This window comes from Pseudomonas putida (assembly GCF_028682455.1).
Classification (GTDB): Bacteria; Pseudomonadota; Gammaproteobacteria; order Pseudomonadales; family Pseudomonadaceae; genus Aquipseudomonas; species Aquipseudomonas putida_AA.
Window position 1 is genome coordinate 867,548 of the sequence record NZ_JANHLD010000001.1, and the last position, 22,703, is coordinate 890,250.

At 64.5% G+C, this 22,703-nt stretch carries 26 protein-coding genes; 16 read left to right on the top strand and 10 right to left on the bottom strand.

Annotation, left to right across the window (positions count from 1 at the left end; translation table 11 throughout):
* Positions 1-153: 153 nt before the first annotated feature.
* From NPS58_RS04310 to NPS58_RS04330, 5 genes are all read left to right on the top strand, one after another.
* Positions 154-1,458, top strand: a complete 1,305-nt coding sequence (locus tag NPS58_RS04310) for an MFS transporter (RefSeq protein WP_274113830.1) — start codon at positions 154-156, stop codon at positions 1,456-1,458.
* 27 nt (positions 1,459-1,485) lie between these two features.
* Positions 1,486-2,715, top strand: a complete 1,230-nt coding sequence (locus NPS58_RS04315) for a Zn-dependent hydrolase (protein ID WP_274113832.1) — start codon at positions 1,486-1,488, stop codon at positions 2,713-2,715.
* A gap of 10 nt (positions 2,716-2,725) precedes the next feature.
* Positions 2,726-3,772, top strand: coding sequence for a histone deacetylase family protein (locus NPS58_RS04320; RefSeq protein ID WP_274113834.1), 1,047 nt, complete (start codon positions 2,726-2,728; stop codon positions 3,770-3,772).
* 75 nt (positions 3,773-3,847) lie between these two features.
* Complete coding sequence (locus NPS58_RS04325) at positions 3,848-4,603, top strand: SDR family oxidoreductase (RefSeq protein WP_274113836.1); 756 nt, start codon at positions 3,848-3,850, stop codon at positions 4,601-4,603.
* Positions 4,604-4,625: 22 nt separating this feature from the next.
* Positions 4,626-5,030, top strand: coding sequence for a cupin domain-containing protein (locus NPS58_RS04330; RefSeq protein ID WP_274113838.1), 405 nt, complete (start codon positions 4,626-4,628; stop codon positions 5,028-5,030).
* 5 nt (positions 5,031-5,035) lie between these two features.
* On the opposite strand, the gene NPS58_RS04335 is transcribed toward NPS58_RS04330, so the two are convergent.
* Complete coding sequence (locus NPS58_RS04335; RefSeq protein ID WP_274115353.1) at positions 5,036-6,349, bottom strand: ATP-binding protein; 1,314 nt, start codon at positions 6,347-6,349, stop codon at positions 5,036-5,038.
* An 8-nt stretch (positions 6,350-6,357) separates the two neighbouring features.
* On the bottom strand, positions 6,358-7,098 hold the full coding sequence (locus tag NPS58_RS04340) for a response regulator (protein ID WP_274113840.1): 741 nt from the start codon (positions 7,096-7,098) through the stop codon (positions 6,358-6,360).
* A 224-nt stretch (positions 7,099-7,322) separates the two neighbouring features.
* Here NPS58_RS04340 and NPS58_RS04345 point away from each other — a divergent pair, with 224 nt between their 5' ends.
* Both NPS58_RS04345 and NPS58_RS04350 read left to right on the top strand, forming a co-directional pair.
* A complete protein-coding gene (locus NPS58_RS04345) occupies positions 7,323-7,589 on the top strand; it encodes a DUF2790 domain-containing protein (RefSeq protein WP_274113842.1) in 267 nt (88 codons plus the stop codon).
* A 29-nt stretch (positions 7,590-7,618) separates the two neighbouring features.
* The gene (locus tag NPS58_RS04350) at positions 7,619-8,221 is read left to right on the top strand and encodes a thioredoxin family protein (RefSeq protein ID WP_425313051.1); all 603 of its coding nucleotides are present in this window, start codon (positions 7,619-7,621) and stop codon (positions 8,219-8,221) included.
* A 21-nt stretch (positions 8,222-8,242) separates the two neighbouring features.
* Here NPS58_RS04350 and NPS58_RS04355 read toward each other — a convergent pair whose 3' ends face one another.
* Complete coding sequence (locus NPS58_RS04355; RefSeq protein ID WP_274113844.1) at positions 8,243-9,739, bottom strand: PLP-dependent aminotransferase family protein; 1,497 nt, start codon at positions 9,737-9,739, stop codon at positions 8,243-8,245.
* Between the two features lie 123 nt (positions 9,740-9,862).
* On the opposite strand from NPS58_RS04355, the gene NPS58_RS04360 reads away from it, so the two are divergent.
* Entirely contained in the window at positions 9,863-11,074 is a 1,212-nt protein-coding gene (locus NPS58_RS04360; RefSeq protein WP_274113846.1) for a benzoate/H(+) symporter BenE family transporter, read from the top strand.
* Between the two features lie 18 nt (positions 11,075-11,092).
* Here the strand turns inward: NPS58_RS04360 and NPS58_RS04365 are convergent, their stop codons facing one another.
* The 4 genes from NPS58_RS04365 to NPS58_RS04380 form a co-directional block, all read right to left on the bottom strand.
* Entirely contained in the window at positions 11,093-11,641 is a 549-nt protein-coding gene (locus NPS58_RS04365; protein WP_028941688.1) for a cupin domain-containing protein, read from the bottom strand.
* A 57-nt stretch (positions 11,642-11,698) separates the two neighbouring features.
* Positions 11,699-12,919, bottom strand: a complete 1,221-nt coding sequence (locus tag NPS58_RS04370) for an MFS transporter (protein ID WP_274113849.1) — start codon at positions 12,917-12,919, stop codon at positions 11,699-11,701.
* Positions 12,920-12,995: 76 nt separating this feature from the next.
* Positions 12,996-13,538 (bottom strand): cytochrome b, encoded by a 543-nt coding sequence (locus tag NPS58_RS04375; RefSeq protein ID WP_274113850.1) that lies wholly within the window; start codon positions 13,536-13,538, stop codon positions 12,996-12,998.
* A complete protein-coding gene (locus NPS58_RS04380; protein WP_274113851.1) occupies positions 13,535-14,581 on the bottom strand; it encodes a catalase family peroxidase in 1,047 nt (348 codons plus the stop codon). The genes NPS58_RS04375 and NPS58_RS04380 overlap by 4 nt, the downstream gene beginning before the upstream one ends.
* A 142-nt stretch (positions 14,582-14,723) precedes the next feature.
* Between NPS58_RS04380 and NPS58_RS04385 the strand changes: the two genes are divergently transcribed.
* The 4 genes from NPS58_RS04385 (at position 14,724) to NPS58_RS04400 (ending at position 17,256) form a co-directional block, all read left to right on the top strand.
* The gene (locus NPS58_RS04385; protein ID WP_274113852.1) at positions 14,724-15,233 is read left to right on the top strand and encodes a sigma-70 family RNA polymerase sigma factor; all 510 of its coding nucleotides are present in this window, start codon (positions 14,724-14,726) and stop codon (positions 15,231-15,233) included.
* Complete coding sequence (locus NPS58_RS04390) at positions 15,230-15,982, top strand: anti-sigma factor family protein (RefSeq protein WP_274113853.1); 753 nt, start codon at positions 15,230-15,232, stop codon at positions 15,980-15,982. The genes NPS58_RS04385 and NPS58_RS04390 overlap by 4 nt, the downstream gene beginning before the upstream one ends.
* A gap of 77 nt (positions 15,983-16,059) precedes the next feature.
* Positions 16,060-16,392 (top strand): DUF2790 domain-containing protein, encoded by a 333-nt coding sequence (locus NPS58_RS04395; protein ID WP_274113854.1) that lies wholly within the window; start codon positions 16,060-16,062, stop codon positions 16,390-16,392.
* A gap of 90 nt (positions 16,393-16,482) precedes the next feature.
* Complete coding sequence (locus NPS58_RS04400; RefSeq protein WP_274113867.1) at positions 16,483-17,256, top strand: FecR family protein; 774 nt, start codon at positions 16,483-16,485, stop codon at positions 17,254-17,256.
* A gap of 7 nt (positions 17,257-17,263) precedes the next feature.
* Here the strand turns inward: NPS58_RS04400 and NPS58_RS04405 are convergent, their stop codons facing one another.
* The 3 genes from NPS58_RS04405 to NPS58_RS04415 all read right to left on the bottom strand — a co-directional run bounded on the left by NPS58_RS04405 (position 17,264) and on the right by NPS58_RS04415 (position 18,472).
* Positions 17,264-17,596 (bottom strand): YegP family protein, encoded by a 333-nt coding sequence (locus NPS58_RS04405; protein WP_274113869.1) that lies wholly within the window; start codon positions 17,594-17,596, stop codon positions 17,264-17,266.
* Between the two features lie 107 nt (positions 17,597-17,703).
* Entirely contained in the window at positions 17,704-18,090 is a 387-nt protein-coding gene (locus tag NPS58_RS04410; RefSeq protein ID WP_274113871.1) for a GFA family protein, read from the bottom strand.
* Positions 18,091-18,142: 52 nt separating this feature from the next.
* Positions 18,143-18,472: a hypothetical protein gene (locus NPS58_RS04415; protein ID WP_274113873.1), complete on the bottom strand. Its 330-nt coding sequence runs from the start codon at positions 18,470-18,472 to the stop codon at positions 18,143-18,145.
* A gap of 173 nt (positions 18,473-18,645) precedes the next feature.
* Between NPS58_RS04415 and NPS58_RS04420 the strand changes: the two genes are divergently transcribed.
* From NPS58_RS04420 to NPS58_RS04435, 4 genes are all read left to right on the top strand, one after another.
* Positions 18,646-19,599 (top strand): TAXI family TRAP transporter solute-binding subunit, encoded by a 954-nt coding sequence (locus NPS58_RS04420; RefSeq protein WP_274113875.1) that lies wholly within the window; start codon positions 18,646-18,648, stop codon positions 19,597-19,599.
* Between the two features lie 82 nt (positions 19,600-19,681).
* A complete protein-coding gene (locus NPS58_RS04425; RefSeq protein ID WP_274113877.1) occupies positions 19,682-21,706 on the top strand; it encodes a TRAP transporter permease in 2,025 nt (674 codons plus the stop codon).
* A complete protein-coding gene (locus tag NPS58_RS04430; protein WP_274113879.1) occupies positions 21,703-22,089 on the top strand; it encodes a DUF1850 domain-containing protein in 387 nt (128 codons plus the stop codon). The genes NPS58_RS04425 and NPS58_RS04430 overlap by 4 nt, the downstream gene beginning before the upstream one ends.
* Before the next feature lie 94 nt (positions 22,090-22,183).
* Positions 22,184-22,702, top strand: a complete 519-nt coding sequence (locus tag NPS58_RS04435) for a sigma-70 family RNA polymerase sigma factor (protein ID WP_274113881.1) — start codon at positions 22,184-22,186, stop codon at positions 22,700-22,702.
* Position 22,703: the final 1 nt, after the last annotated feature.

The window sequence follows — 22,703 nt, forward strand, 5'->3', positions numbered from 1 at the left end:
GCATGAATATAAGGGTGGCTAATAGTTCGAATAATAAATAGAAAATTGACTAATCATAGCCCCGAGCCGAAAAATCGGTCCTGCACAGGCGCCGCCAGAGCGCCAGGCACACCGTTCTCTCCTGCCAGAAAAATAATCAAAGGAGCCTGACCCATGACGCCTTCCGCTTCGCCCCAACCCCGCCGGGCTGCGGCTGCTGCCTTTATCGGCACGATGATCGAGTGGTACGACTTTTACATCTACGCCACGGCCGCTGCCCTGGTGTTCGGCGCCTTGTTCTTCCCCTCCGACGATAAACTCTTCAGCACCATGGCCGCCTTTGGCACCTTCGCCGTGGGCTTTTTCGCCCGCCCCCTGGGCGGGATCGTGTTCGGCCATATCGGCGACCGCATCGGCCGCAAGAAATCGCTGGTGATCACCCTGCTGATGATGGGGGTGGTCACCGTGTGCATCGGCCTGCTGCCGACCTATGCGCAGATTGGCGCCACGGCACCGGTGCTGCTGGTCCTGTTGCGTATCGTCCAGGGTATTGCCGTGGGCGGGGAGTGGGGCGGGGCGGTATTGATGGCCGGGGAACATGCCCCCAAGGGGCGGCGCAATTTCTTTGCCTCCTTCGCCCAGCTGGGCAGCCCGGCGGGCTTGATCCTGTCGCTGCTGGCCTTCAGCGCTGTTACCCGCTTGCCCGAAGAAGACCTGATGAGTTGGGGCTGGCGCCTGCCGTTCCTGGCCAGTGCATTGCTGCTGCTGGTGGGCCTGGCGATTCGCCTGGGGGTCAACGAGTCGCCGGAGTTCCTCGCCAGTCGTGAACAAGCCAGCAAGGCCAAGCGCAAGGAGCAGGCACCGGTGATGGAGGTGCTGCGTACCGCCTGGCGCCCCCTGTTGCTGTGCATCGGCGCCAATACCCTGGGAATTGCCGGCGTGTACTTCACCAATACCTTCATGATCGCCTATAGCACCCAGCAGTTGGCCTTGCCCCGCTCGTTGATCCTCGAGTGCCTGTTCGTGGTGGCGATCATCCAGTTCTGTATCCAGCCAATGGCCGCTTGGGTCGCGGAAAAAATCGGTGCCACGCGATTCCTGTGCCTGGTGTCGCTGCTGGCGATGGCCTCGCCCTATCCGATGTTCGTGCTGGTCAGCTCCGGCGATGCGCCGCTGATTATCGTCGGCATCGCCCTGGCGGTGATTTGCATGGCGTCGTTCTATGCGGTGATCGCCGGCTATGTCAGTGGCATGTTCGAAACCCGTGTGCGCTACACCGCGATCTCCTTGGCCTATCAGGTGTGTGGCGCAATTGCTGGCGGCCTGACGCCACTGGTGGGTACCTGGCTTGCGCACAAGTTCATTGGCCAATGGTGGCCGATGGCAGTGTTCTACAGCGTGATTGCCGCCATTTCGCTGTTCTGCGTGCTGGCCCTGGCACGCCGCCATGCCGCCGCCCATCGCCTGGAAATGGCCTGAATCTCAAAAAATCCTGGAGTAGCTGCGATGTTGAAGAGCAACGGCGAACGCCTGTGGGCGAGCCTGATGGCCATGGCCGAAGTAGGCGCCACTGCCCGAGGTGGCAGCTGCCGCCTGGCCCTTAGTGAAGAAGACAAGGCCGGGCGCGCGCTGTTCGCCCATTGGTGCAGTGAGGCGGGGCTTACCCTGAGTGTCGACCCCATTGGCAACCTGTTTGCCCGTCGCCCGGGGGTTGATGCCCATGCGGCCCCGGTGATGATGGGCAGCCACCTCGACACCCAGCCTGAAGGCGGGCGCTTCGATGGCGTGTATGGCGTGCTGGCCGGTCTTGAGGTAGTGCGCAGCCTCAACGATTCGAAGATCCAGACGCAAAAGCCGCTGGAAATCGCGGTATGGACCAACGAGGAGGGCGCGCGCTTCACACCGGCCATGTTCGGTTCGGCGGTGTTCACCGGCAGCATGGAACTCGAGGACGCCCTGGCGGTGCGCGATGCCCAGGGGATCAGCGTCGCCGAGGCGCTGGAGCAGACCGGCTACGCCGGCAAACGCCCGTTGGGCGGGGCGGTGGATGCCTATTTCGAGGCGCATATCGAGCAGGGCCCGATCCTTGAAGACAACGCCAGGAGCATCGGTGTAGTCAGCGGCGGCCAGGCCATTCGCTGGCTCGATGTGCAGGTCGAGGGCATGGCTGCCCACGCCGGCACTACGCCGATGCCGTTGCGTAAAGATGCCCTCTATGGCGCCGCACCGATGATCCAGGCCATCGAGCAACTGGCCAGCGATTTCGCGCCCCAGGGCCTGACCACGGTGGGCGAGCTGAGCATCGCCAAATCGTCGCGCAACACCATCCCCGGCTTGCTGCAGTTCACCGTCGACCTGCGTCACCACCACGACAGCGCCATCGAGGAAATGGAACGGCAGGTCGAGGCGCGCTTGCGGGCCATCGCCGCTGCGCGTGGCTTGAAGGTCACCATCGATCGCCACTGGGTCAGCCCGGCCACTCCCTTCGATGCCGACTGCGTGGCCGCGGTGCAGGCGGCGGTGGATGGCCTGGGATACACACAGCAAAGCATCGTCAGTGGTGCCGGTCACGACGCGATCCTGCTGGCGCGCTACTGCCCGACGGCGATGGTGTTCATTCCGTGCGTGGGCGGCCTGAGCCACAACGAGGCCGAAGACGTGTTGCCCGAAGACGTGCGCCAGGGCGCCGACGTACTGCTCAACGCCGTGCTGGCGCGTGCCGGCCGGGTCGAATAAGGAGAAGCTCATGCGTTGCTACTTTCACCCCGAACAACTGCTCCACCATCCGCGCAGCTACTACTCCCGCGGCCAGATGCGTACCCCCCAGGAAGTGCCCGAGCGCGCCCAGCACCTGCTGCAGGCGGCCAGGCACCTGGGCTTGGAGATCGCCGAGCCAGTGGACGCGGGCCTGCAGCCGCTACTGGCGGTGCACGGCGCGCCCTATCTGACGTTCCTCGAGGAGGCCCACCGGCGCTGGAAGGAGGTGCCCGAAGACTGGGGCGATGAAGTGATGTCGAACATCTTCGTGCGCGAACCCAATGCCCTGCGCGGCATCCTCGCCCAGGCTGCCCGCTACCTTGCCGACGGCAGTTGCCCGGTGGGTGAGCTGACCTGGCGCTCGGCCTACTGGTCGGCGCAAAGCGCGGTGGCCGGGGCCAGGGCGCTGCTCGATGGCGAGCCTGCCGCCTATGCCTTGTGCCGGCCACCAGGCCATCACGCTCGTGCCGAAGCCGCCGGTGGTTTCTGCTACCTGAACAACGCCGCCATTGCTGCCCAGGTGCTGCGCGAGCGATTCGGGCGAGTGGCGGTGCTGGACACCGACATGCACCACGGCCAGGGCATCCAGGAGATTTTCTACGACCGGGATGATGTGTTGTACGTCTCGGTGCATGGCGATCCCACCAACTTCTACCCCGGCGTGGCCGGCTTTGCCGACGAACGCGGCAATGGCGCCGGGGCCGGCTACAACCTGAACCTGCCGATGGCCCACGGGGCCAGCGAAGCGGACTTTATCGAGCAACTGGACCTGGCCCTGGCCGCCGTGACGGACTTTGGCGCGCAGGTGCTGGTGCTGTCGCTGGGCTTCGACATCTTCGAGCTCGACCCGCAAAGCAAGGTCGCGGTCACCCGCGAAGGCTTCGCCACCCTGGGCGAGCGGATCCGCGGCCTGGGCGTGCCGTGCCTGATCGTGCAAGAGGGCGGTTATCACCTGGAAAGCCTGGAGGACAACGCACGGGCGTTTTTCGTCGAACCCTCGGTATGGCGAATTCAGAGCCGCATCGCCAACCGCTGATCCGCTCCCGCGCCCCCGGTTGTGCGACGGGCTACGATGAAGGGTTGCTACTACCCTACCGTGGGAGATTCGGCCATGAAAGTCGTCGTGATCGGGGGCACCGGTCTGATCGGTGCCCAACTGTGCAACAACCTGCGCGCCAAGGGACACGCAGTGCTGGCCGCGTCACCGAGGACTGGCGTCGATGCCCTCACCGGCGAAGGTCTGGACAAGGCGCTGCAAGGCGCCGAAGTAGTGGTCGATGTGTCCAACTCACCGTCGTTCGAGGATGCCGCGGCGCTGTCGTTCTTCGAAACCTGCGGGCGCAACCTGTTTGCCGCCGAGAAGACGGCAGGCGTGGGCCACCACGTAGCGCTGTCGGTGGTCGGCACCGAGCGCATGCTCGACAGCGGGTACTTTCGCGCCAAGCTGGCCCAGGAAGAACTGATCAAGCAGTCGGGGGTGCCCTACACCATCCTGCGGGCCACGCAGTTTTTCGAGTTCATGGCGGGCATTGCGTATTCCGGCGCGGAAGGCAACCGGGTGCGCCTGACCAACGCCGCCTTGCAGCCGGTGGCGTCCGCCGATGTCGCCCTGGCCCTGGCCGACATTGCCGAGCAGGTCCCGGCCAACCGCACCCTGGAAGTCGCCGGTCCCGAGCGGTTGCCGTTGGTGGAGTTTGTGCGCACCTACCTGCAGTACAACCACGACTCTCGCGAAGTCATCACCGATCCCCAGGCCACCTACTTCGGCGCCCCCATCGACGACCGCTCGCTGACGCCCGATGAGGGTGCGCGTCTTGGCGCCATTCATTTCCAGACCTGGCTGAAAACCACCTCCGTTCAACGCTGATACACAGGACCAGGAGAGCGACATGCGCATCCAGCCTTTGATCATGCTTGTACCCTTGATGAGCGTCATGAGCGTTCATGCCCAGCCCCCCGGCGCGCCCCCGCCCAGCGTCAAACCCGTGATGACCCAAGCGCTGCCCGACTATCCCGGCAAGGAAGTGTTGATCCTGGAAGTCGAGTACCCGCCAGGCGGCGCCGATCCCGTGCATCGCCATGACGCCCACGGGTTTGTCTACGTGCTGGAAGGCTCGGTGGTCATGGGCGTGAAGGGCGGCAAGGAAGTTACCCTCATGCCGGGTCAGAGCTTTCATGAGGGCCCGGCCGACATCCACACCGTGGGCCGCAATGCCAGCCAGAGCGAGCCGGCCAAGTTCGTGGTGTTCCTGCTCAAGGATGTGAACAAGGCGGCGGTACTGCCGGCGCAGTGAGCTGGTCAAGTGCGAGGGTTCGCTCGCCGGGAAGGTAGTTCTACCTGTGCGCACAGGCCGCCACCGGGCCGGTTGCTCAAGGTCAGGGTGCCGCCGATGGCCTGGGTCAGTTGCTGGGCGATGGCCAGGCCCAGGCCGGTGCCGCCGGTGGTGCGGTTGCGCGAGCCTTCGACGCGGTAAAAGGGCTTGAGCACTTCATCGAGCTCTTCGGCGGGAATGCCGGGGCCGTCGTCCAGCACCCGGATCACCGAGCTGTCGTCGGTACCCGCCACCACTTCCAGGTGTGCGGCGCCGGCGAACTTCAGGGCGTTGTCGATCAGGTTTGCCAGCACCCGGCGCAAGGCATGGGGGCGGGTGTCGATGACCGCGCCCGTGGTTGCCCCCAGCGCGACCTGCTGGCCGCTGTCCTGGTAGTCGAGCACCAGGCTGTCGAGCAGGGCGTCCAGGTTGACCCGGCAGCGGGCCTCGGTGCTGCCGTCGATGCTGCGGGCATAGGCCACGCCCTCGCGCACCAGGTGCTCCATGGCTTCGAGGTCGCTCCACAGTTTGTCTTTTTCGTGGGAGGGGTCCATCACCTCGACCCGCAGCTTCATGCGTGTGATCGGGGTTTGCAGGTCGTGGGAAATCGCGGCCAGCAGTTGCATGCGCTCCTTGAGATAAGCGGCGATCCGCGCCTGCAATGAGTTGAACGCCACTGCGGCGTACTGCACTTCTCGCGGCCCGCGTTCTTCCAGTCGCGGGCCCGGCACGTTGGGGTCGAGGCTGTCCACCGCCTTGGCCAGGCGGGTCAGCGGGCTGATGGCAGTCTTGACGGCAAGCCAGGTGCAGAGCAGAAGCACCAGCAACTGGATCACCAGCACCACCGGCAACCAGGTCGACAAAGGCACTGTGGTCGGGGTGACGTCCACGGTCAGCGGCTCGCCGTCGGCCAGGCGCAGGTGCACCTGGAAGTGTGGGCGCGGGCCGGGAATGCTCTGGTAGTCGAGAATGTAGTGGCCGCCGATGGCCTTGTCGATGGACTGTGCGGCCATCGGCGCATCGTTCAGCTTCAGGGGCTGGCCCGGTTCGCCGCCATCGAGCCGATAGCGGTAGTTGTGTCGTTCCAGGCGTGGCAACCAGGCTTCGCGTTCCGCCGCAGGCAGGCGCTCGAGTATGGCCACCGAGGTCGATACATCGAGCTCCAGATTGCCCAGCATCATCGAGCGTGCGCTGACATAGCGCTCATAGAACTGGAAGCTGAACGACAGCCCATAGGCCAGCACCAGCCCGGTGAAAAAGATCAGCGCCAGGCGCGAGGCCAGGGTGCGCGGCCAGCGCAGGGGAGCGCTCATGGCTGGGCCTCGACCCGTTGCACTGCCAGCGAGAACACATAACCCTCGCTGCGTACCGTCTTGATATAGGCCGGTTCGCGGGCGTCGTCCTGCAAGCGTTGGCGCAGGCGGCTGACCAGCAGGTCGATGGAGCGGTCGAACACGTCCGCCTCGCGGCCTTGGGTGAGGTTGAGCAATTGTTCGCGGCTGAGTACCCGTTGCGGATGGTCGAGAAATACCCGCAGCAGACGGTACTCGGCACCACTCAAGGCCACCAGGGTGCCGTCGGCGTCGAGCAGGTGGCGCGCGGTGGTGTCCAGGCGCCAATGGCCGAACCCGATCAGCCGGCTGCTTTCGCTGATGCTCAGGTTGGGTGGCAGCATGCGTGTGCGACGCAGCACGGCGTTGATCCGCGCCAGCAGTTCGCGGGCCGAGAAGGGTTTGCTGAGGTAGTCGTCGGCGCCCATTTCCAGGCCGATGATGCGGTCGGTTTCATCGTTGCGTGCGGTCAACATCAACACCGGGGTGGCCTTGTGCTTGCTGGCGCGTAGCTCGCGACACAGCAGCAGGCCGTCATCGCCGGGCATCATGATGTCCAGCACGATCAGATCGACCGCATTGGCTTCCAGGAAGGCACGCATTTGCCGGCCATCGGCGACGATGCTGGTGCGCAGGCCGTTCTTCTTCAGGTAGTTGCCGACCAACTCCCTGATTTCACGATCGTCATCGACGATCAGTACGTGGTCGACATGGTCCATGCCGGGCTCCTGTTCAAGGGTTCTGGCGCCAGTGTATCGAGCCCCGTGGCGGCTGCCTGCCGGGGTTTGTATTGCAGTGTATCTGCAACGGCTACAGATACCTGGTGAGGCAATGCGGCGGTTTGCAGACACATCGGCGATACCTTGCGCGCTTCAAATAAGTCTCGACGGGGAGGGCTGTTCCTCTTCGGCAAACGGTGACGTGTTCACCCGGGAGACTCGACATGACCCTCAAGACCCTGGCCCGTATCGGCCTGTTTGCCACCCTTGGCCTGGGTGCGCTCAGCGCCTTTGCCGGCACTGGCGTACCGGTGCAGCGCTACCATTACGGTCAGCAACTGGATGTGCAGAAAGTGTTGGCTGTGCATGAAGACAACGCCCGAGGCTGTGGCGTGACCACCGCGCAGATGGATTACCTCGATTCCCACGGCCAGCCGCGCAGCGTGCAGTACCAGACCTACACCACCAATGGCTGCCACGAAGGCGGCTAAGCCCCCACAAGGAGTGATGGTCCATGCCAATGAAAACTACGCTGGGTGGCGCCTTGCGCCGCCTCACCCCCACACGGCGCAGGGTCGGCATTGCCATGGTGCTGACCGGTGTCCTGGCGGTCCTGGGCGGGCGGTTGTTCGCCGACAGCAGGCAACTGGACAGCCTGGGGCCGATGCCGCCCTTGAGTGGCGCGGTGCAGTGGCTCAATTCGCCACCCCTGGACCGCGAGGCACTCAAGGGCAAGGTGGTGCTGGTGGACTTCTGGACCTACGACTGCATCAACTGCCGGCGCAGTCTGCCGCATGTGAACAGCTGGGCCAAACGGTACGCGGATCAGGGCCTGGTGGTGGTCGGCGTGCATACGCCGGAGTACGACTATGAAAACGACATCGACAACGTACGGGAGCAGGTGGCCAGGTTGGGCATCGAATACCCGGTCGCCATCGACAATCGCTATGCGATCTGGAATGCCTTCGCCAATCAGTTCTGGCCGGCGCATTACTTTGTCGATGCAAGCGGGCAGGTGCGCTACGTGCACTTCGGTGAAGGGGCGTATGCCGAGCAGGAACAAGTGATCCAGCAGCTGCTGGCCGAGCGCGGGCATGCCCCGCGACCCGATGCGACCGAGTGAATGCAGCCGCCGGGCATTGGGTCACTTTTGCAGGGCTGTGGCCAGGCGCTTCATGGCGGTGTCGATTTCATGGGCGGTCAACGACGAATACCCCAGCAGCCAGCCCTGTCGCTTGTGCGGCCCGGCATACAGGCGGCTGAGGCCGGGCAGTTGAATGCCGGCGTTGGCGGCCTGGGCAATGGTCTGCGCCTCTGACCAGCCCTCGGCCAACAAGCAGGGTATCTGCAGCCCACCCTGGGGCCGCAGTGCGCTGACGATGCCGGGCAAGTGTGTGTCAATGGCATCGAGCATCGCCATCCTGCGCGTGGCATAGAGCTTGCGCATGGCCCGTACATGGGCGTTGTAGTGGCCGTCTTCCATGAACCGTGCCAGGGTCAACTGCAGGATCTGCGGGGTATGCCCGTCGATGATGCTGCGTGCATGGGCGAAGGGTTTGACCAGCTCGGCGGGCAACACCATGTAGCCCATGCGCAGGCCCGGGTAGAGGGTTTTGCTGAATGTACCGATGTACAGCGTACGCGACGCTGCATCCAGGCCCTGCACGCAGGCGGTCGGCAATCCGTCGTAGTGGAACTCGCTGTCGTAGTCGTCCTCGATGATCCATTTACTGCCGTCGGCGGCCCAGTTGATCAGCTCCAGTCGACGTTCCAGGCTCATCGTGGCGCCTGTGGGGTATTGGTGCGAGGGCGTCACGTACACGCAACGGGCGCCGCTGCGGTCGGCCACCAGCAGGTCGGTGCGGATGCCCTGGGCATCGACATCGACAGGCACCACGCGGGCCTGGGCCGCTTCGAAGGCTTTCCAGGCGCCGAAATAGCCGGGATTTTCCATCAGGATCGGCTTGTCGGCATCCACCAGCAGTTGCGCGCACAGGTACAGGGCCTGGCGGGTGCTGCTCAGCACCAGGATTTGTTCCGGCGAGACCTTGGCGCCACGCTCCAGGTTCAGGTAAACCGCAATGGCGTTGCGCAGTGACTCGGCGCCTTGTGGGTCGCCATGCAGCAATACGTGGCCGCGGTGGTCCCTCATGGCCTGGCGCTGCAGACGTTCCCACACATCGGTGGGGAACGAGCGGGTTTCCGGCAGGCCGGTGGCAAAGGCCTTGATCGCTTGTTGATCACTGACCCCGCCGCTGGCATGGATCACCCGGCCGCGAAGGCTCAAGCCCTCGGCGGCGGCGGGCAGCGGCGGCGGGGCATCCTGGCGCCTGATGCGCCGGCGGGCCGCGCCGCGCAGTTCCATGCCCAGCGTCTGCGACACGTAGCTCCCCGAGCCCTTGCGCCGCTCGATGAAACCATCGCGGTGCAACTGCACATAGGCGTTCTCCACCGTATCCCGGGCCATGCCCAGGGCCTGGGCCAGTGCCCGGGTTGCGGGCAGCTTCAACCCGGGGTCGAGCGCGCCGTCGAGAATCAGGCCGCGCAAGGCTCGCTGAATACGCTGGTGCAGGTCCAGGTGCTGGAGGTGGGGGTCGTTGAGGCGAATCTTGAGGGTGTCGAGTTCGAAAGTGGTTGCCATGTGGTCTGCCGTACATCCGTGAACTGGCCTGATCTGGCAGGCCAGCTTATTCGTAGACTGGGGCGGTCGCAACGGCGTTTCAGCCCTGCGACGTCCCAGTCTCCGACAAGGAAGTACAGCCTCATGCCTCATTCAACGTTACGCCCTGGCGACCTGTTCCATCCGCTGGTGGCCGGTTTGATTTCGGTCATCGTCAACTATGGCGGTACCTTCATCCTGGTGTTCCAGGCCGCCAAAGTGGCAGGGCTGAGCCCCGCACTCACGGCCTCGTGGGTAGGGTCGGTATCGATTGGCGTGGGGGTGACGGGGCTTGTACTCAGCTGGGTCAGCCGCCAGCCGGTCATCACTGCCTGGTCCACACCGGCGGCGGCGTTCCTGGTGGTGGCCCTGGCCAACACACCCTACGCCGAAGCCGTGGGCGCCTACCTGATTTCAGCCGCTGCCTTCGTGCTGCTGGGCATGTCGGGTTACTTCGAGAAAATCATTCGCCTGGTGCCGGCAGGGATTGCCGGAGGACTGCTGGCCGGCATCCTGCTGCCGTTCGGTCTCGGTGCATTTGCCGGACTGAGCGTGGATCCGCTGCTGGTGGGCGGACTGATCGTCGCCTACGTGTTGTTCAAGCGCTTCAGCGCCCGTTATGCGGTGGTTGGCATTCTGCTGCTGGGGTTGGGCGTGCTGCTGATGCAAGGGCGGGTCGATCTGGCCGGGTTGAGGCTGGAGGTGGCAACACCGGTGTTCACCGAGCCCACATTCTCAGTCAATGCATTGCTCAGTGTGGCCTTGCCGCTGTTCCTGATCACCCTGACGGGCCAGTACATGCCGGGAATGCTGGTGCTGCGCAATGACGGCTACACGGTCAGCGCCAACCCGATTGTCACGCTCACCGGGCTGGGGTCGTTCTTGATGGCGCCGTTCGGCTCGCATGCGCTGAATATCGCGGCGATCACGGCGGCGATCTGCACGGGCAGGGAGGCGCACGAGGATCCGTCCAAACGCTGGATCGCCGGCATCGCCGCCGGGTTGTTCTACCTTGTGGTCGGTGTGTTCGGCGTGACCTTGGCTGCGCTGTTCATGGCGTTTCCGGCAAGCTTCATCACTACCCTGGCCGGGTTGGCCTTGCTGGGTACGATCGGTGCGAGCCTGGCCAGCGCGGTGGCCGATACACGCACACGTGAAGCCTCGCTGATCACCTTCCTGGCGGCAGCCGCCAATATCAACCTGCTGGGCATTGGTGGTGCGTTCTGGGGGCTGGTGATCGGCCTGCTGGCCTATGGCGTACTCAACGGTCGTTTGCCAGGTGCGGCGGCTGCAGCGCCTGGCAAGGCCGCGTCGTGATCGACGACGGCCACCCTGTCAGAAGTTCGCCGGGGTGTTGGCGCTGATGATCTCGGCTTCGTCGGGGCCGATGTTCTTGAAGCTGTGGGGCAGGGTGGTGGGGAAGTAGTAGCCGTCACCGGAGTTGAGGATGCTGACCTGGCCATCGACTCGCAGCTCGATGGTGCCACGGGTCACCAGGCCGCACTCTTCGCCTTCGGCATGCACGATCGGCTCGTCGCCGGAGTCTGCGCCAGGGGCATAGAGCTCGCGCAGCATGCGCATCTGCCGGCCTTCGACGCTGGCTCCGACCAGCAGCAGGCGCAGGCCGCTATTGCCGAGGTCCGGTTGTTCGGTCGAGCGAAAGACAAAGCGTTCCTCGCGTGGCGGCTCATCGAAACTGAAGAACTCCGCCAGGGACATGGGAATGCCTTCGAGCAGTTTTTTCAGGGAGCTGACCGAAGGGCTGACGCGGTTCTGCTCGATCTGGGAGATCGTCGAGTTGGTCAACCCGCTGCGACGGGCCAGCTCCCGCTGGGAGAGTTTGTTGCGTTCACGCACCAGTTTGAGTCGTGTCCCCGTGTCCATAGCCGCCTTATAAGTTGAAAATTTTGGGCGAAGCATTAAAGCACATTCCGTCATGTATTAGCGGTCCGCTTGCACGGTTGCCGGGCGCGGGTGCGGCCACAGGCCGATCAGCAGCAGCAAGACTGCGACGATCAGGTACGGCAGGCGGGGGTCGACGGCATAGACAAGGGTGCCTGCCAGCGGACCGACTACCACGCCCAGGCCTTGCGCGGCGCCGATGGAGCCGGCCGTGGCGCCTTGCTCGGAGGCGTCCATGGCATTGGCCGCCAGGGCCGAGAACGCCGGGAACACCCAGCCCATGCCGCAGGCCGAAACAAAGAAGCACGCCGACAACAGGGTCGCGCTAGTGGCAAAGGCGGCGGCGGCAAAGCCCACGGCGGCGATGCTGGCGCCCACGGCGATCATCCGCAGGGGTGGCCACTGCAGCTTGCGCACCAGCAATTGCGCCACGATCAAGGCGACGCCCACCATGGTCAGGGCAATGCCGGCCGTTTGCGCCGCTTCTGCCGGGCCCATTCCCAGGCGATCCAGGGCGAAGAAGCCGACGGTGATCTGCGCCACCGACACACTGACCATGGCCACGAAGGCCACCAGCAGCGGACGGCGCAGGCGTGGATCGGTCAGGCGCACCGGGCGCGGGGGTTGCTTGAGGTGCAGCTCCTGGCGCTTGAGTTTGAGCAGCAACACCAGGAATGCCAGCATCGGCAGGATCGCCATTGCATAGAACGGCAGGCTCAGGCTGTGGCGGGCCAGCAGCGCCGCCAGGGCCGGGCCGATCACCAGGCCCACGGCGTTGGCCGCACCCAGCGAGGCCAGGGTGCGGGCACGGTACTGCGGGGCGATGTTGTCGGCAATCAGCGCAGCGCCGGCAACCGGCAGGGCGGCATAGAACGCGCCGATCAGGCCGCGGCCGATCACCAGGCCCGCGAAGGCCAGCGCCGCACTCGGCAGTGCATGCAGGGCGGTGTCGATGAACAGGCACAAGGCCCAGTAGGCGACGGTGAAGCCGGCGGTGCCGAGTAGCAGCACTCGGCGCCTGCCCAGGCGGTCGCTGGCCTGGCCCCAGGGCCTGGCCAGCAGCATCCAGATCACCCCGGCCACGGTGACCGCGGCCCCCGCCTGCCAGGTGGCCAGCCCCAAGGTGCGCGCGATGGGGCCGATCAGGGCGACGAACGCCATCATCGCCATGGTGCAGGCCATATTAGCGATCAGCAGCGGGCGCAGGTCGAAGCTGGCCTGGGCAATCTCGGGTTGGGCAGGGTCCTGTGCGGCGTTCATGGGCTATCCAAGGCAGTGAAGGCGGGCCGGGCATTGTGCCGCAAAAGGCCGGCCGACAATACCTGCCATGGCTTGGCTACTGATCGCGCCGAACCGGCCCGGGCCACATGCTGCGCATCACGCTGTCGCGGCGTACCAGGGCGTGGACCGATGCCGCGCCCAGGTGCACCAGCACCGTGGCGAACAGCACATAGGCCAGCCAGCCGTGGGCCCGGCGCAACACGGCATAAAGCTCCAGGTCGTGGGGCAGCAGGGCCGGCAATTGCAGTGGCAGTGGGTAGCCACCGGCCGATAGCATGCCCCAGCCTATCAGTGGCATGGCCAGCATCAAGGCGTACAGCATCAGGTGCGAGGCCCCGGCGGCCAGGCGCTGCCAGGGTGGCAGGTCGCTGGGCAGCGGTGGATGGGGCAGCATCAAGCGCACGGCGATGCGCACCAGTACCAGCACCAGCAAGGCCAGGCCGATGGCTTTGTGCAGGCTGACCAGCACGGTGTGGCGGGGCGACAGGTCGACGACCATGCTCACCCCGACGAACAGCATGGCCAGGATCAGCAGCGCCATCAGCCAGTGCAGCAGCCGTGCCAAGGGGTGAAAGGCAAAGGGTGAGGAGGGGTTCATGGTTGCGCTCCCTGGTGGCCGGCTTCGCGACTGCGGCGATTGAACGACACGGCATAGGCGGCCGAACGCGCCGCCAGGATCGGGTCGTCCGAGGGTTCGATGCCCGAGGGCAGGATCAGCGGGTCGAAGTTGAGGTCGCGACAGGCCCCTTGCTCGGGGCCGTCGACCTGTTCGATCACCAGGGTGCCGGCGTCGATGTCGCGACGTTGCGCCGGCCAGGGCTGGGCCGGGTCATCGACCGGGTCCCCGGGTTCGGCCAGGCTCAGGTGCAGGGTCCAGCGCAGGGGGGCCAGGCCCAGGCGCCGCTGCAGGTCGTGTTGCAAGTAGTCGCGGTCATCCACCGGGGTTTGCAGGGCGGCGAACGGGGTTTGCGGCTCCAGGCGCCAACGCACGTACTGGCGGGCGCCGCTGGCGTTGACCAGGGCAAAGGCGTTGATGCTGTGGAAGCTGGAATTGGCGAAGCTGTCGGGTGCCTTGTAGTCCTTGGCCCACTGGCGAAAGGCCGCGCTTTCCGGGTGAGCGGCGAAGAAGGCCTGGATCCGGGCCGGGTCCGGTTTACCGGTGGCGGGGTCGGGCTTCATGGACAGGACCTGCTGGTAGAAGGCTTCGGGGGTACTCACCGGCAGCACGGGAGGGGTATTCATGCCGGTGCGCCAATACTGGCCGTCATCGCTGCTGAACTGCAGTGCCAGGCTGCGGGTCGGCACACTGGTGTCGGGGCTGTAGGGGTTGCTGCCGCCGATGGCGAAGCGCCCGATCACCGGCACCTTGTCCTGGCTGAACACCCTGGCGCGGGACAGGGGCTGGGCCTTGCCGCTGGCCTGGAAGTAGCCACTGACACACAGGCCCTTGGCGTGGTTTTTACGGTAGCCAGGAAAGTGGCCGCCCTGGGCTTCGAAGGTGTCGATGATGCGCTGCGGGGTCAGGCGTTCGGCGCCGATCCAGCCGGCGGCGTAGGCAAAGGTTGCGCCGAGGGCCGCCAGCCCGACACCGATGGCTGCTAGGCGCAAGGCGCGCGGTGCACCGCGTAACGGTGTGTTCATGGGAGCAATCCGGTCAGTGAATGAGCCGGTACGACGCTGGTGACGGGTATTTATTCCCGCACCAGGGAATAAACTGTTTTCTTCGGCGTCTGTTTTGAAGTTTGATCGCGGGGAGAGCCCGCTCCTACCCAAGGCCCTGCCAATGAATGACCTGGAAGACGACCAACTGCGCGAGATGCTGGAGCGGCTGCGCCGCTTTGCCCTGTGGCTGACCCGTGAGGCCAGCAGTGCCGACGACCTGGTCCAGGCCACGGTCGAGCGTGCCTTGACCCACCGCGGCCAGCAGCGTGAGGAGGGTAGCCTGCGGGCCTGGTTGTTCTCGATCCTGTACCGGCAGTTCATCGACGGCAAGCGTCGGGAGCGTCGCCATGCGCGCTGGTTGGCATGGTTCGGGCGTGCAGAGGAGGGCGGCAATGCCACCGAAGACATTGTCCTGGCCCAGTCGGGCCTCGCCGCCTTCGCCCACCTGCCTACCGAGCAGCGGGCCTTGTTGCTGTTGATCAGCGTCGAGGGCCTGAGCTACAAGGAGGCCGCCCAGGCGTTGCAGGTACCCATCGGCACTGTGATGTCGCGTTTGTCGCGAGCCCGTTCGGCGCTGCGAGAACTGGCCGAGGGCAATACACCGCCACCGGCGTTGCGGAGATTGAAATGAGTCAGTTGATCCCCTCTGAAGAAGAGCTGCATGCCTATGTCGACGAGCGTCTGGACAGCGAGCGTCGGCGCGCGGTGGAGCGATACCTGGCTGCCAATCCCGAGCAGGCGGCCCGGGTCGAGGGCTGGCGCAACGATGCCCGGCACTTGCGCGCGGCGTTGTCTGGCCTTGCCGGGCACGCGCCCAACCCGCGACTGGACCCCGCGGCGATTCGCCGTGACCTGCGGCGCAAGCGCCAGCGGCGTTGGGCCAATGCCGCTGTATTGCTGGTGACCCTGGGCATTGGCGGCTTGGGAGGGTGGCAGGTGCGCGAGTCGAGCCTGTTGGCCAGTAGCCCGCCCATGGCCGATGCCGTGCAGGCACACCGGTTGTTTGCCGATGCCAGTGCCCTGGACCTTAGCGCGCGTGATCCGGCGCGCCTGCAGGCCTGGCTGGGCGAGCACTTCAAGCATGTCGGCAATCTGCCGGATTTTTCCGTCTACGGCTTCACGCCGGTGGGGGCACGGCTGTTGAGCAACGAACAGGGGCCGGCTGCCTTGCTGGTGTTCGAAGATGCCCAGGGCCAGCGGGTCAGCCTGTTTCTGCGTTCACCCGGCGAGCGCTATGCGCGCATGCCCAGTGGCGAGCGAACCGACGGCCAGTTGCAGGCCCGCTACTGGTCTCGGGGTGACTATAACTACGCCCTGATCAGCGCAGCGTCCGACAGCCGCGGCGCAACGCTGCGCAATGCACTGGGTGTCGCCTTGTAGCCGGTCCGCCATTGCGGGCGTAAGCTCGGCAGTGTCTGGCTTGGCAATTCGTTCCACTACGTGCGAGGTAAGCCAAAATGAAGCGCATGCAAGGTTTGGTGGTAGCCATCGTGCTACTGGCCGGCCAGGACGCGCTGGCCTCGGTACCAGAAGTGAAGGATGCGCGTCTGGTTGCCCATGAGCAGGCAGTGCAGGCCTATGCGGCAAGAACCGGCAAACACGTCCCTGCAGTTCAGGACTACACCTACGGCACTCACGTCGAGGTGGCGCGCCTGATCGAGCAGACCCCCCAGGCCCGCGGTTGTGAAGCGGCGCCGATGCTGATGACCTATGAGGATGCGAGCGGGCGACTGGTGACGTTGCGTTATCGGTTGGAGGGGCAGTGTCCACGGTTTCAATCCACGCAATAGACACCTGCGCGGACAAAATCAGAAAGTGCTGGCTGATCAGGTGATGGCCAATTAGCATCTGCGGCTTTATTCGTGCCACAGGGGTTGGCCATGAAGGTGGCAGGGAGCACACAGGCCAGTCGTCGCAGCATGCTCCGGCGCGGGCTGGCCTTGGCGGTCGCGGTGCCGGGCAGCTGGTTGCTGGCCCGGCACTTGCCGTTGGCTGCATGGAGTGCCGACCTGCGCACGGCGGTTGGCGAGCGGCGCGGGGTGCGCCTGGAGGATGGCAGCGTGCTGCAGTTGAACACCGCAACGGCGGTCAACCTGAACCTGGCGCAGCATTGCGTAAGGCTGATCGAGGGCGAGATCGCCCTGAACGTCAACCACGCGCGCCCCTTGCATGTCGATTTCGGGGTGGCCCGGGTCACCGTGGGCCAGGCGCAGGTCGCCGTGCGTTGCGATGACAGGATGTGCCGGCTTTCGGTGCTGTATGGCTCGGTACAGGTGCAGGTCAGACAGGAGATGCCACTGGCGCTGCATTACGGCGACCAGTTGACGGTATTTGCCGATGGCAGTGGCGCCATGGGGCGGCTCGATCCGCATGCACCGGACTGGCGTGACGGTGTGCTGAGTGTCGAGAATCAGCCGTTGGGCGATTTTCTGCGTGAGGTTTCACGCTATCGGCCAGGCGCGCTGCATTGGGAGCCGGAGCTGGAATCTCATAGGGTCAGCGGTACGTTCCAGCTGCATGACACCGATTCCATACTTGATCGCCTGGCCGTCAGTCTGCCGCTGACGGTGCTGGCGCGCAGCCGTTACTGGGTCACCCTGGTATCGCGGGGCAAGCCCGCTCCTATCGGCAGGAGCGGGCTTGCCCCGCGATAGGGCGCGCTCAGGTGTTGTCCTTGACGGTTTTGCTGCTGCCGTTGATTTTCACCGAGGCTATGCCCGCGTCGCGTGATTGCGCGCTGGCGTACATCTGGCTGGTGCCGATCACCTGGTGATTGGCCGCCTTCAGGTTGAAGTGGAACTTGCCGTTGCTGGCCTCCTTCTTTTCATAGCGCTCGTCAGTGCCGCTATTGGCCTGGACCGAGGCAATGCCGGTCTCGGCGGAGGCCTTGGCCTTGTACAACTCACTGGTGAGGATGACTTCGCCATTCCCGGCCTTGAGAACAAAGCGGTACTGACCGTCACTGCTGGTGCCCAACTCGAACCAACCTGCCATGGGAGCTCCTTGGAGTGTGTAGATCATTCAGGGGCTGCTTGCGTGCGTGCTTGCAGTGACGAGTCAGTATGGTGGGCTTTGTGGGGTTGTCCAACTGGGTGCTCGGGTCACGCCACGGGCGCCGCCAGCCAGCACACCTTCGAGTCGACATGCACATGCTGTTGCCGGGCGGGCTCGAAGGGGGTGTCCAGCGTCCCCAGGGCGACACTGATCCAGTCTGCAAACCTGCCTGCTGCATCGGCCCAGAACAGGTTCGCGCCACAGCATGAACAAAAGCTGCGGCTGACCGTGGGCGAGGAATGGAACACGCGCACCAGGCCCTGTGGGTCCAGGCACGTCAGGTGGGCGACGGGCACGCTGCCATAGGACGCAAAGGCTGCGCCATGGCCCTTGCGGCACTGGCTGCAATGGCAATGGCTGACGGCCTTGATCGGCGAGTCGATGTGGTAGGTAACAGCGCCGCACAAGCAACTGCCGTGGTAGATCACATTCATCAATCGAGCGTCCGTGGAAAGTCCGGCGAGGATGATACACGCGCTGCGACGGTTACCTGCGTGCCACCGCGTGGCGAACACACTGCTCGTAGTAGGTCTGCTTGATGGCGGCAGGCTTGAGGCGCGACTGGCTGTTGTAGGTCTGCTCGGTGATGCCCATGGCGGTCATGCGCATCCAGGGCTTGGGGAACTTGCGCACCTGCAGCCGTTTGCGCGCCGAGTACAGGGTCACCCCGGAAAGCTTCGATTGTTGCGCGCCGGCAGCTATATCCGACCCCCAGCTACACACGTAGCGATCATTCTGGCCCAGTGCCTTGGCGTGGGCGCCAAGGGAGAGTGTGGCGAGAAAAACGGTTGCAAGGGTCAATCCATAAGCCCGCATGATGCCTACCTAAGCTATTGAAAGGAAAGTGAGTTTGCCAATGTGACGGAGGGCAGGGGGCCAGCAGGGCAGACAATCTTGACGTTTTTTTCAGAGCTTTCCGAAGGAGGTATCAAGTAGGCGATACCTATAATCCGGGGTTCGAAAAACAAAATCATCGTGGAGTCAACCCTATGCGACCAAGCATGCGCCTGGGCCTTTTTGCTGCCGCGGCGGCCCTCACCGCCAGCACTGCGGCATTCGCCGCTCCCACCTTCATCAATATCCTCACCGGCGGAACCAGCGGGGTGTACTACCCCATTGGCGTAGGCCTTTCGCAGGCCTACAGCGCGGGTATCGAGGGTTCCAGGACGTCAGTGCAGGCAACCAAGGCGTCGGTTGAAAACCTCAACCTGCTGCAAGCCGGCCGTGGCGAACTGGCACTGGCCCTGGCCGATTCGGTGGCCGACGCCTGGAATGGCGAGGAGGAAGCGGGCTTCAAGACGCCGCTGAAAAAACTCCGGGCGATCGCCAGTACCTACCCCAACTACATCCAGGTGGTTGCCAGCGAAGAGTCCGGCATCAAGACCCTGGCCGACCTCAAGGGCAAGCGCATTTCGGTAGGCGCGCCCAAGTCGGGTACCGAGCTCAACGCCCGGGCGATCTTCAAGGCTGCCGGCCTCTCCTATGACGACATGGGCAAGGTCGAGTACCTGCCCTACGCCGAGTCGGTCGAGTTGATCAAGAACCGCCAGCTCGATGCCACCTTGCAGTCGGCCGGCCTGGGTATGGCGGCTATTCGTGATCTGGCCTCGACCATGAAGATCCGCTTCGTGGCCATTCCTGACGATGTCGTCGCCAGCATCGGTAACCCGGCCTACCAGACTGGCATCATCCCAGCCGGCACCTACGACGGCCAGGACACGGACGTGCCGACGGCGGCGGTGGCCAACATCCTGGTCAGCCAGGAGAAAGTCTCCGACGAGCTGGCCTACCAGATGACCAAGCTGATGTTCGACAACCTCAACCGCCTGTCCACTGCCCACTCCGTGGCCAAGGACATCGCGCTCGAGACGGCGACCCAGAACCTGCCCATTCCCCTGCACCCCGGCGCCGAGCGTTACTACAAAGAGCAAGGTGCCCTTTAACTCCCCCCGCGTATTCGCCGGTCGGGCCTGGTATCGCCAGGCTCGACTTGTTGCGCGTTTGTGATCACCGAGGTACCGATCCATGAGTGAACAACCACAGGGCCTGACGGCCGGTGTTGGCAATTGGCCCAAGGCGCTGTTTTTCGTCGCCCTGGCCTTTACCACCTTCCAGATAATCACCGCAGCCTTCCACCCGTTCTCGAGCCAGGTGCAACGTGCCGGGCACGTGGGCTTCTTGCTGATGCTGGTGTTCCTCAGCTACCCGGCCCTGGGCAAGGCGCGCCCCTACCAGCCCCTGGCCTGGTTGCTGGGGTTGCTGGGTCTGGGCACGGCGTTGTACCAGTGGTGGTTCGAAGGCGATCTGATCCAGCGATCGGGTGACCTGTCCCAGGCGGACATGGTGATCGGACTGATCCTGATCGTCATGGTCTTCGAAGCCGCACGTCGGGTTATGGGAAGTGCCTTGCCGATCATCTGCGGGCTGTTCCTGGCCTATGGCCTGTTCGGCGAATACCTGCCGGGCGAGCTGGCCCATCGCGGCTACGGCCTGGACCAGATCGTCAACCAGCTGTCCTTTGGTACAGAGGGGCTGTACGGCACGCCGACCTATGTATCGGCCAGCTACATCTTCCTGTTCATCCTGTTCGGTGCCTTCCTCGAGCAGGCCGGCATGATCAAGCTGTTCACCGACTTCTCCATGGGCCTGTTCGGTCACAAGGTGGGCGGCCCGGCCAAGGTGTCGGTGGTGTCCTCGGCACTGATGGGTACCATCACCGGCTCCGGGGTGGCCAACGTGGTCACCACCGGGCAGTTCACCATTCCGTTGATGAAGCGCTCCGGGTACAAGTCGGCCTTTGCCGGTGGCGTCGAGGCCACCGCCAGCATGGGCAGCCAGATGATGCCGCCGGTGATGGGCGCAGTGGCGTTCATCATGGCCGAGACCATCAATGTGCCGTATATCGAAGTGGCCAAGGCTGCGCTGATCCCGGCGCTGCTGTTTTTCGGCTCGGTGTTCTGGATGGTTCATCTGTCGGCCAAGCAGGCCGACCTCAAGGGCCTGCCCAAGGACCAGTGCCCGAATGCCTGGGCCGCGGTACGTGAACGCTGGTACCTGCTGATTCCCTTGTTCGTGCTCGTCTACCTGTTGTTCTCCGGCCGCACGCCCTTGTTCTCGGGCACTATCGGCCTTGCCCTGACGGCGATCGTCATTCTCGGTTCGGCACTGATTCTCAAGGTGTCCAGCAACGGCTTGCGGATAGCGTTCTGGATCGCGCTGGGTGTTCTGTGCGCCGGGTTCTTCCAGTTGGGTATCAGTGTGATCTTTGCGGTGATCGCGGCCCTGGTAGCGGTGTGCTGGTTCATCAAGGGCGGGCGCGATACCTTGCGGGTCTGCCTCAATGCGCTGGTCGAAGGTGCCCGCCATGCCGTGCCGGTGGGTATCGCCTGTGCGCTGGTGGGGGTGATCATCGGCATCGTCAGCCTCACCGGTATCGCCACCACCTTTGCCGGCTACATCCTGGCCATCGGTGAAGACAGCCTGCTGCTGTCGCTGGTGCTGACCATGCTTACCTGCCTGGTACTGGGCATGGGCATCCCGACCATCCCCAACTACATCATCACCAGCTCCATCGCCGCGCCGGCATTGATGGAACTCGGCGTTCCCCTGATCGTTTCGCACATGTTCGTGTTCTACTTCGGGATCCTCGCAGACCTCACGCCACCGGTGGCACTGGCCTGCTTCGCCGCTGCGCCGATCGCCCGGGCGTCGGGCCTGAAGATCAGCCTGTGGGCCGTGCGTATTGCCGCTGCCGGTTTCGTGGTGCCGTTCATGGCGGTGTACGACTCGGCGCTGATGCTGCAAGGCGACAGCGTGTGGGCGAGTGTCTACATGATAGGCAAGGCAGCCTTTGCCATCGGGCTCTGGGGCGCGGCGTCGATCGGCTATCTGGCCGGGCCGCTGGCCTGGTGGGAACGTTTGCTGGCGCTGCTCGCGGGCGGCCTGCTGATCCTGGCAGTGCCGCTTACCGATGAAGTGGGCTTTGCCCTGGGCTTGCTGCTGCTCGGCCAGCACCTGTGGCGTACCCGCAGGGTGGCGGCGCTGGCGTGATCGGATTGTGCATGGGCCTGGCCGGAGTGGTGTGGAGTCAGCTGCTGCTGAGCGACTTCACCCTGGCCTGGAACCACAGCATCGAGAAGATCCGCTGGGAAGAGGATTATCGCGTCACGCCCTCGGGGTTGCTGCTGGGCGAGGCGCGTGTGAAGGGCTCCGGCGCGGGTATGGAAATCCCCGACGATGCCCGCCTGCATGACGGCAGTTGGCGCTTCCAGCGCCAGTTGCCACCCTTGCAGCCCCTGCGCCTGGGGCGTTCGCCCGAGGCCGGGGACTATCACTTGTGTATCGATGGCCGCTGCCTGGCCTTGAGCCACTGGTTGGGGCCGCCACAGGCGAGCCAGCCTGCGGTGGAGTTGTGGAGCTGCGCGTTGGGCTGAATGGCAGGCGCCTGCCGATTCTACGGTTGCCGGCAGACCGTTGTGTCGATACCATTCGGAACAATTCTCACTTACATCCCTGCCAGGTGCGTCCATGTCTGCTGCCGAGCCGACCTTCCAACGTGCGATCCATGAGCTGTACAGCGAGCACCATGGATGGTTGTTCACCTGGCTGCGACGCAAACTGCGTTGCCCGCAGAATGCCGCCGACACCGCCCAGGATACGTTCCTGCGCATCCTGGGCTCACGGGATTCGCTGGTGGGCATTCGCGAGCCGCGGGCATTCCTCAGCACCACCGCGCGCCGGTTGATCATCGACAAGGCTCGCCGCCAACATATCGAAGACGCCTACCTGCGCGAGCTGGCCCTGACCGTCGACGTGCTCGAAGGCCATCAGTCACCCGAGCAGATCCTCACCACCCTCGAAGCCCTGGAACAGATCGCCTTCGTGCTCGAAGGCCTGACCGACAAGGTGCGCCAGGCCTTTGTCGATTATTACCTCGACGAGCTGACCCAGGTGCAGATTGCGCAGCGCCTGGCGGTGTCCGAACGCATGGTGCGCAAGTACCTGCTGCAGGCGCTGATGCACTGCAACCAGGCACTGGATGTGTGAG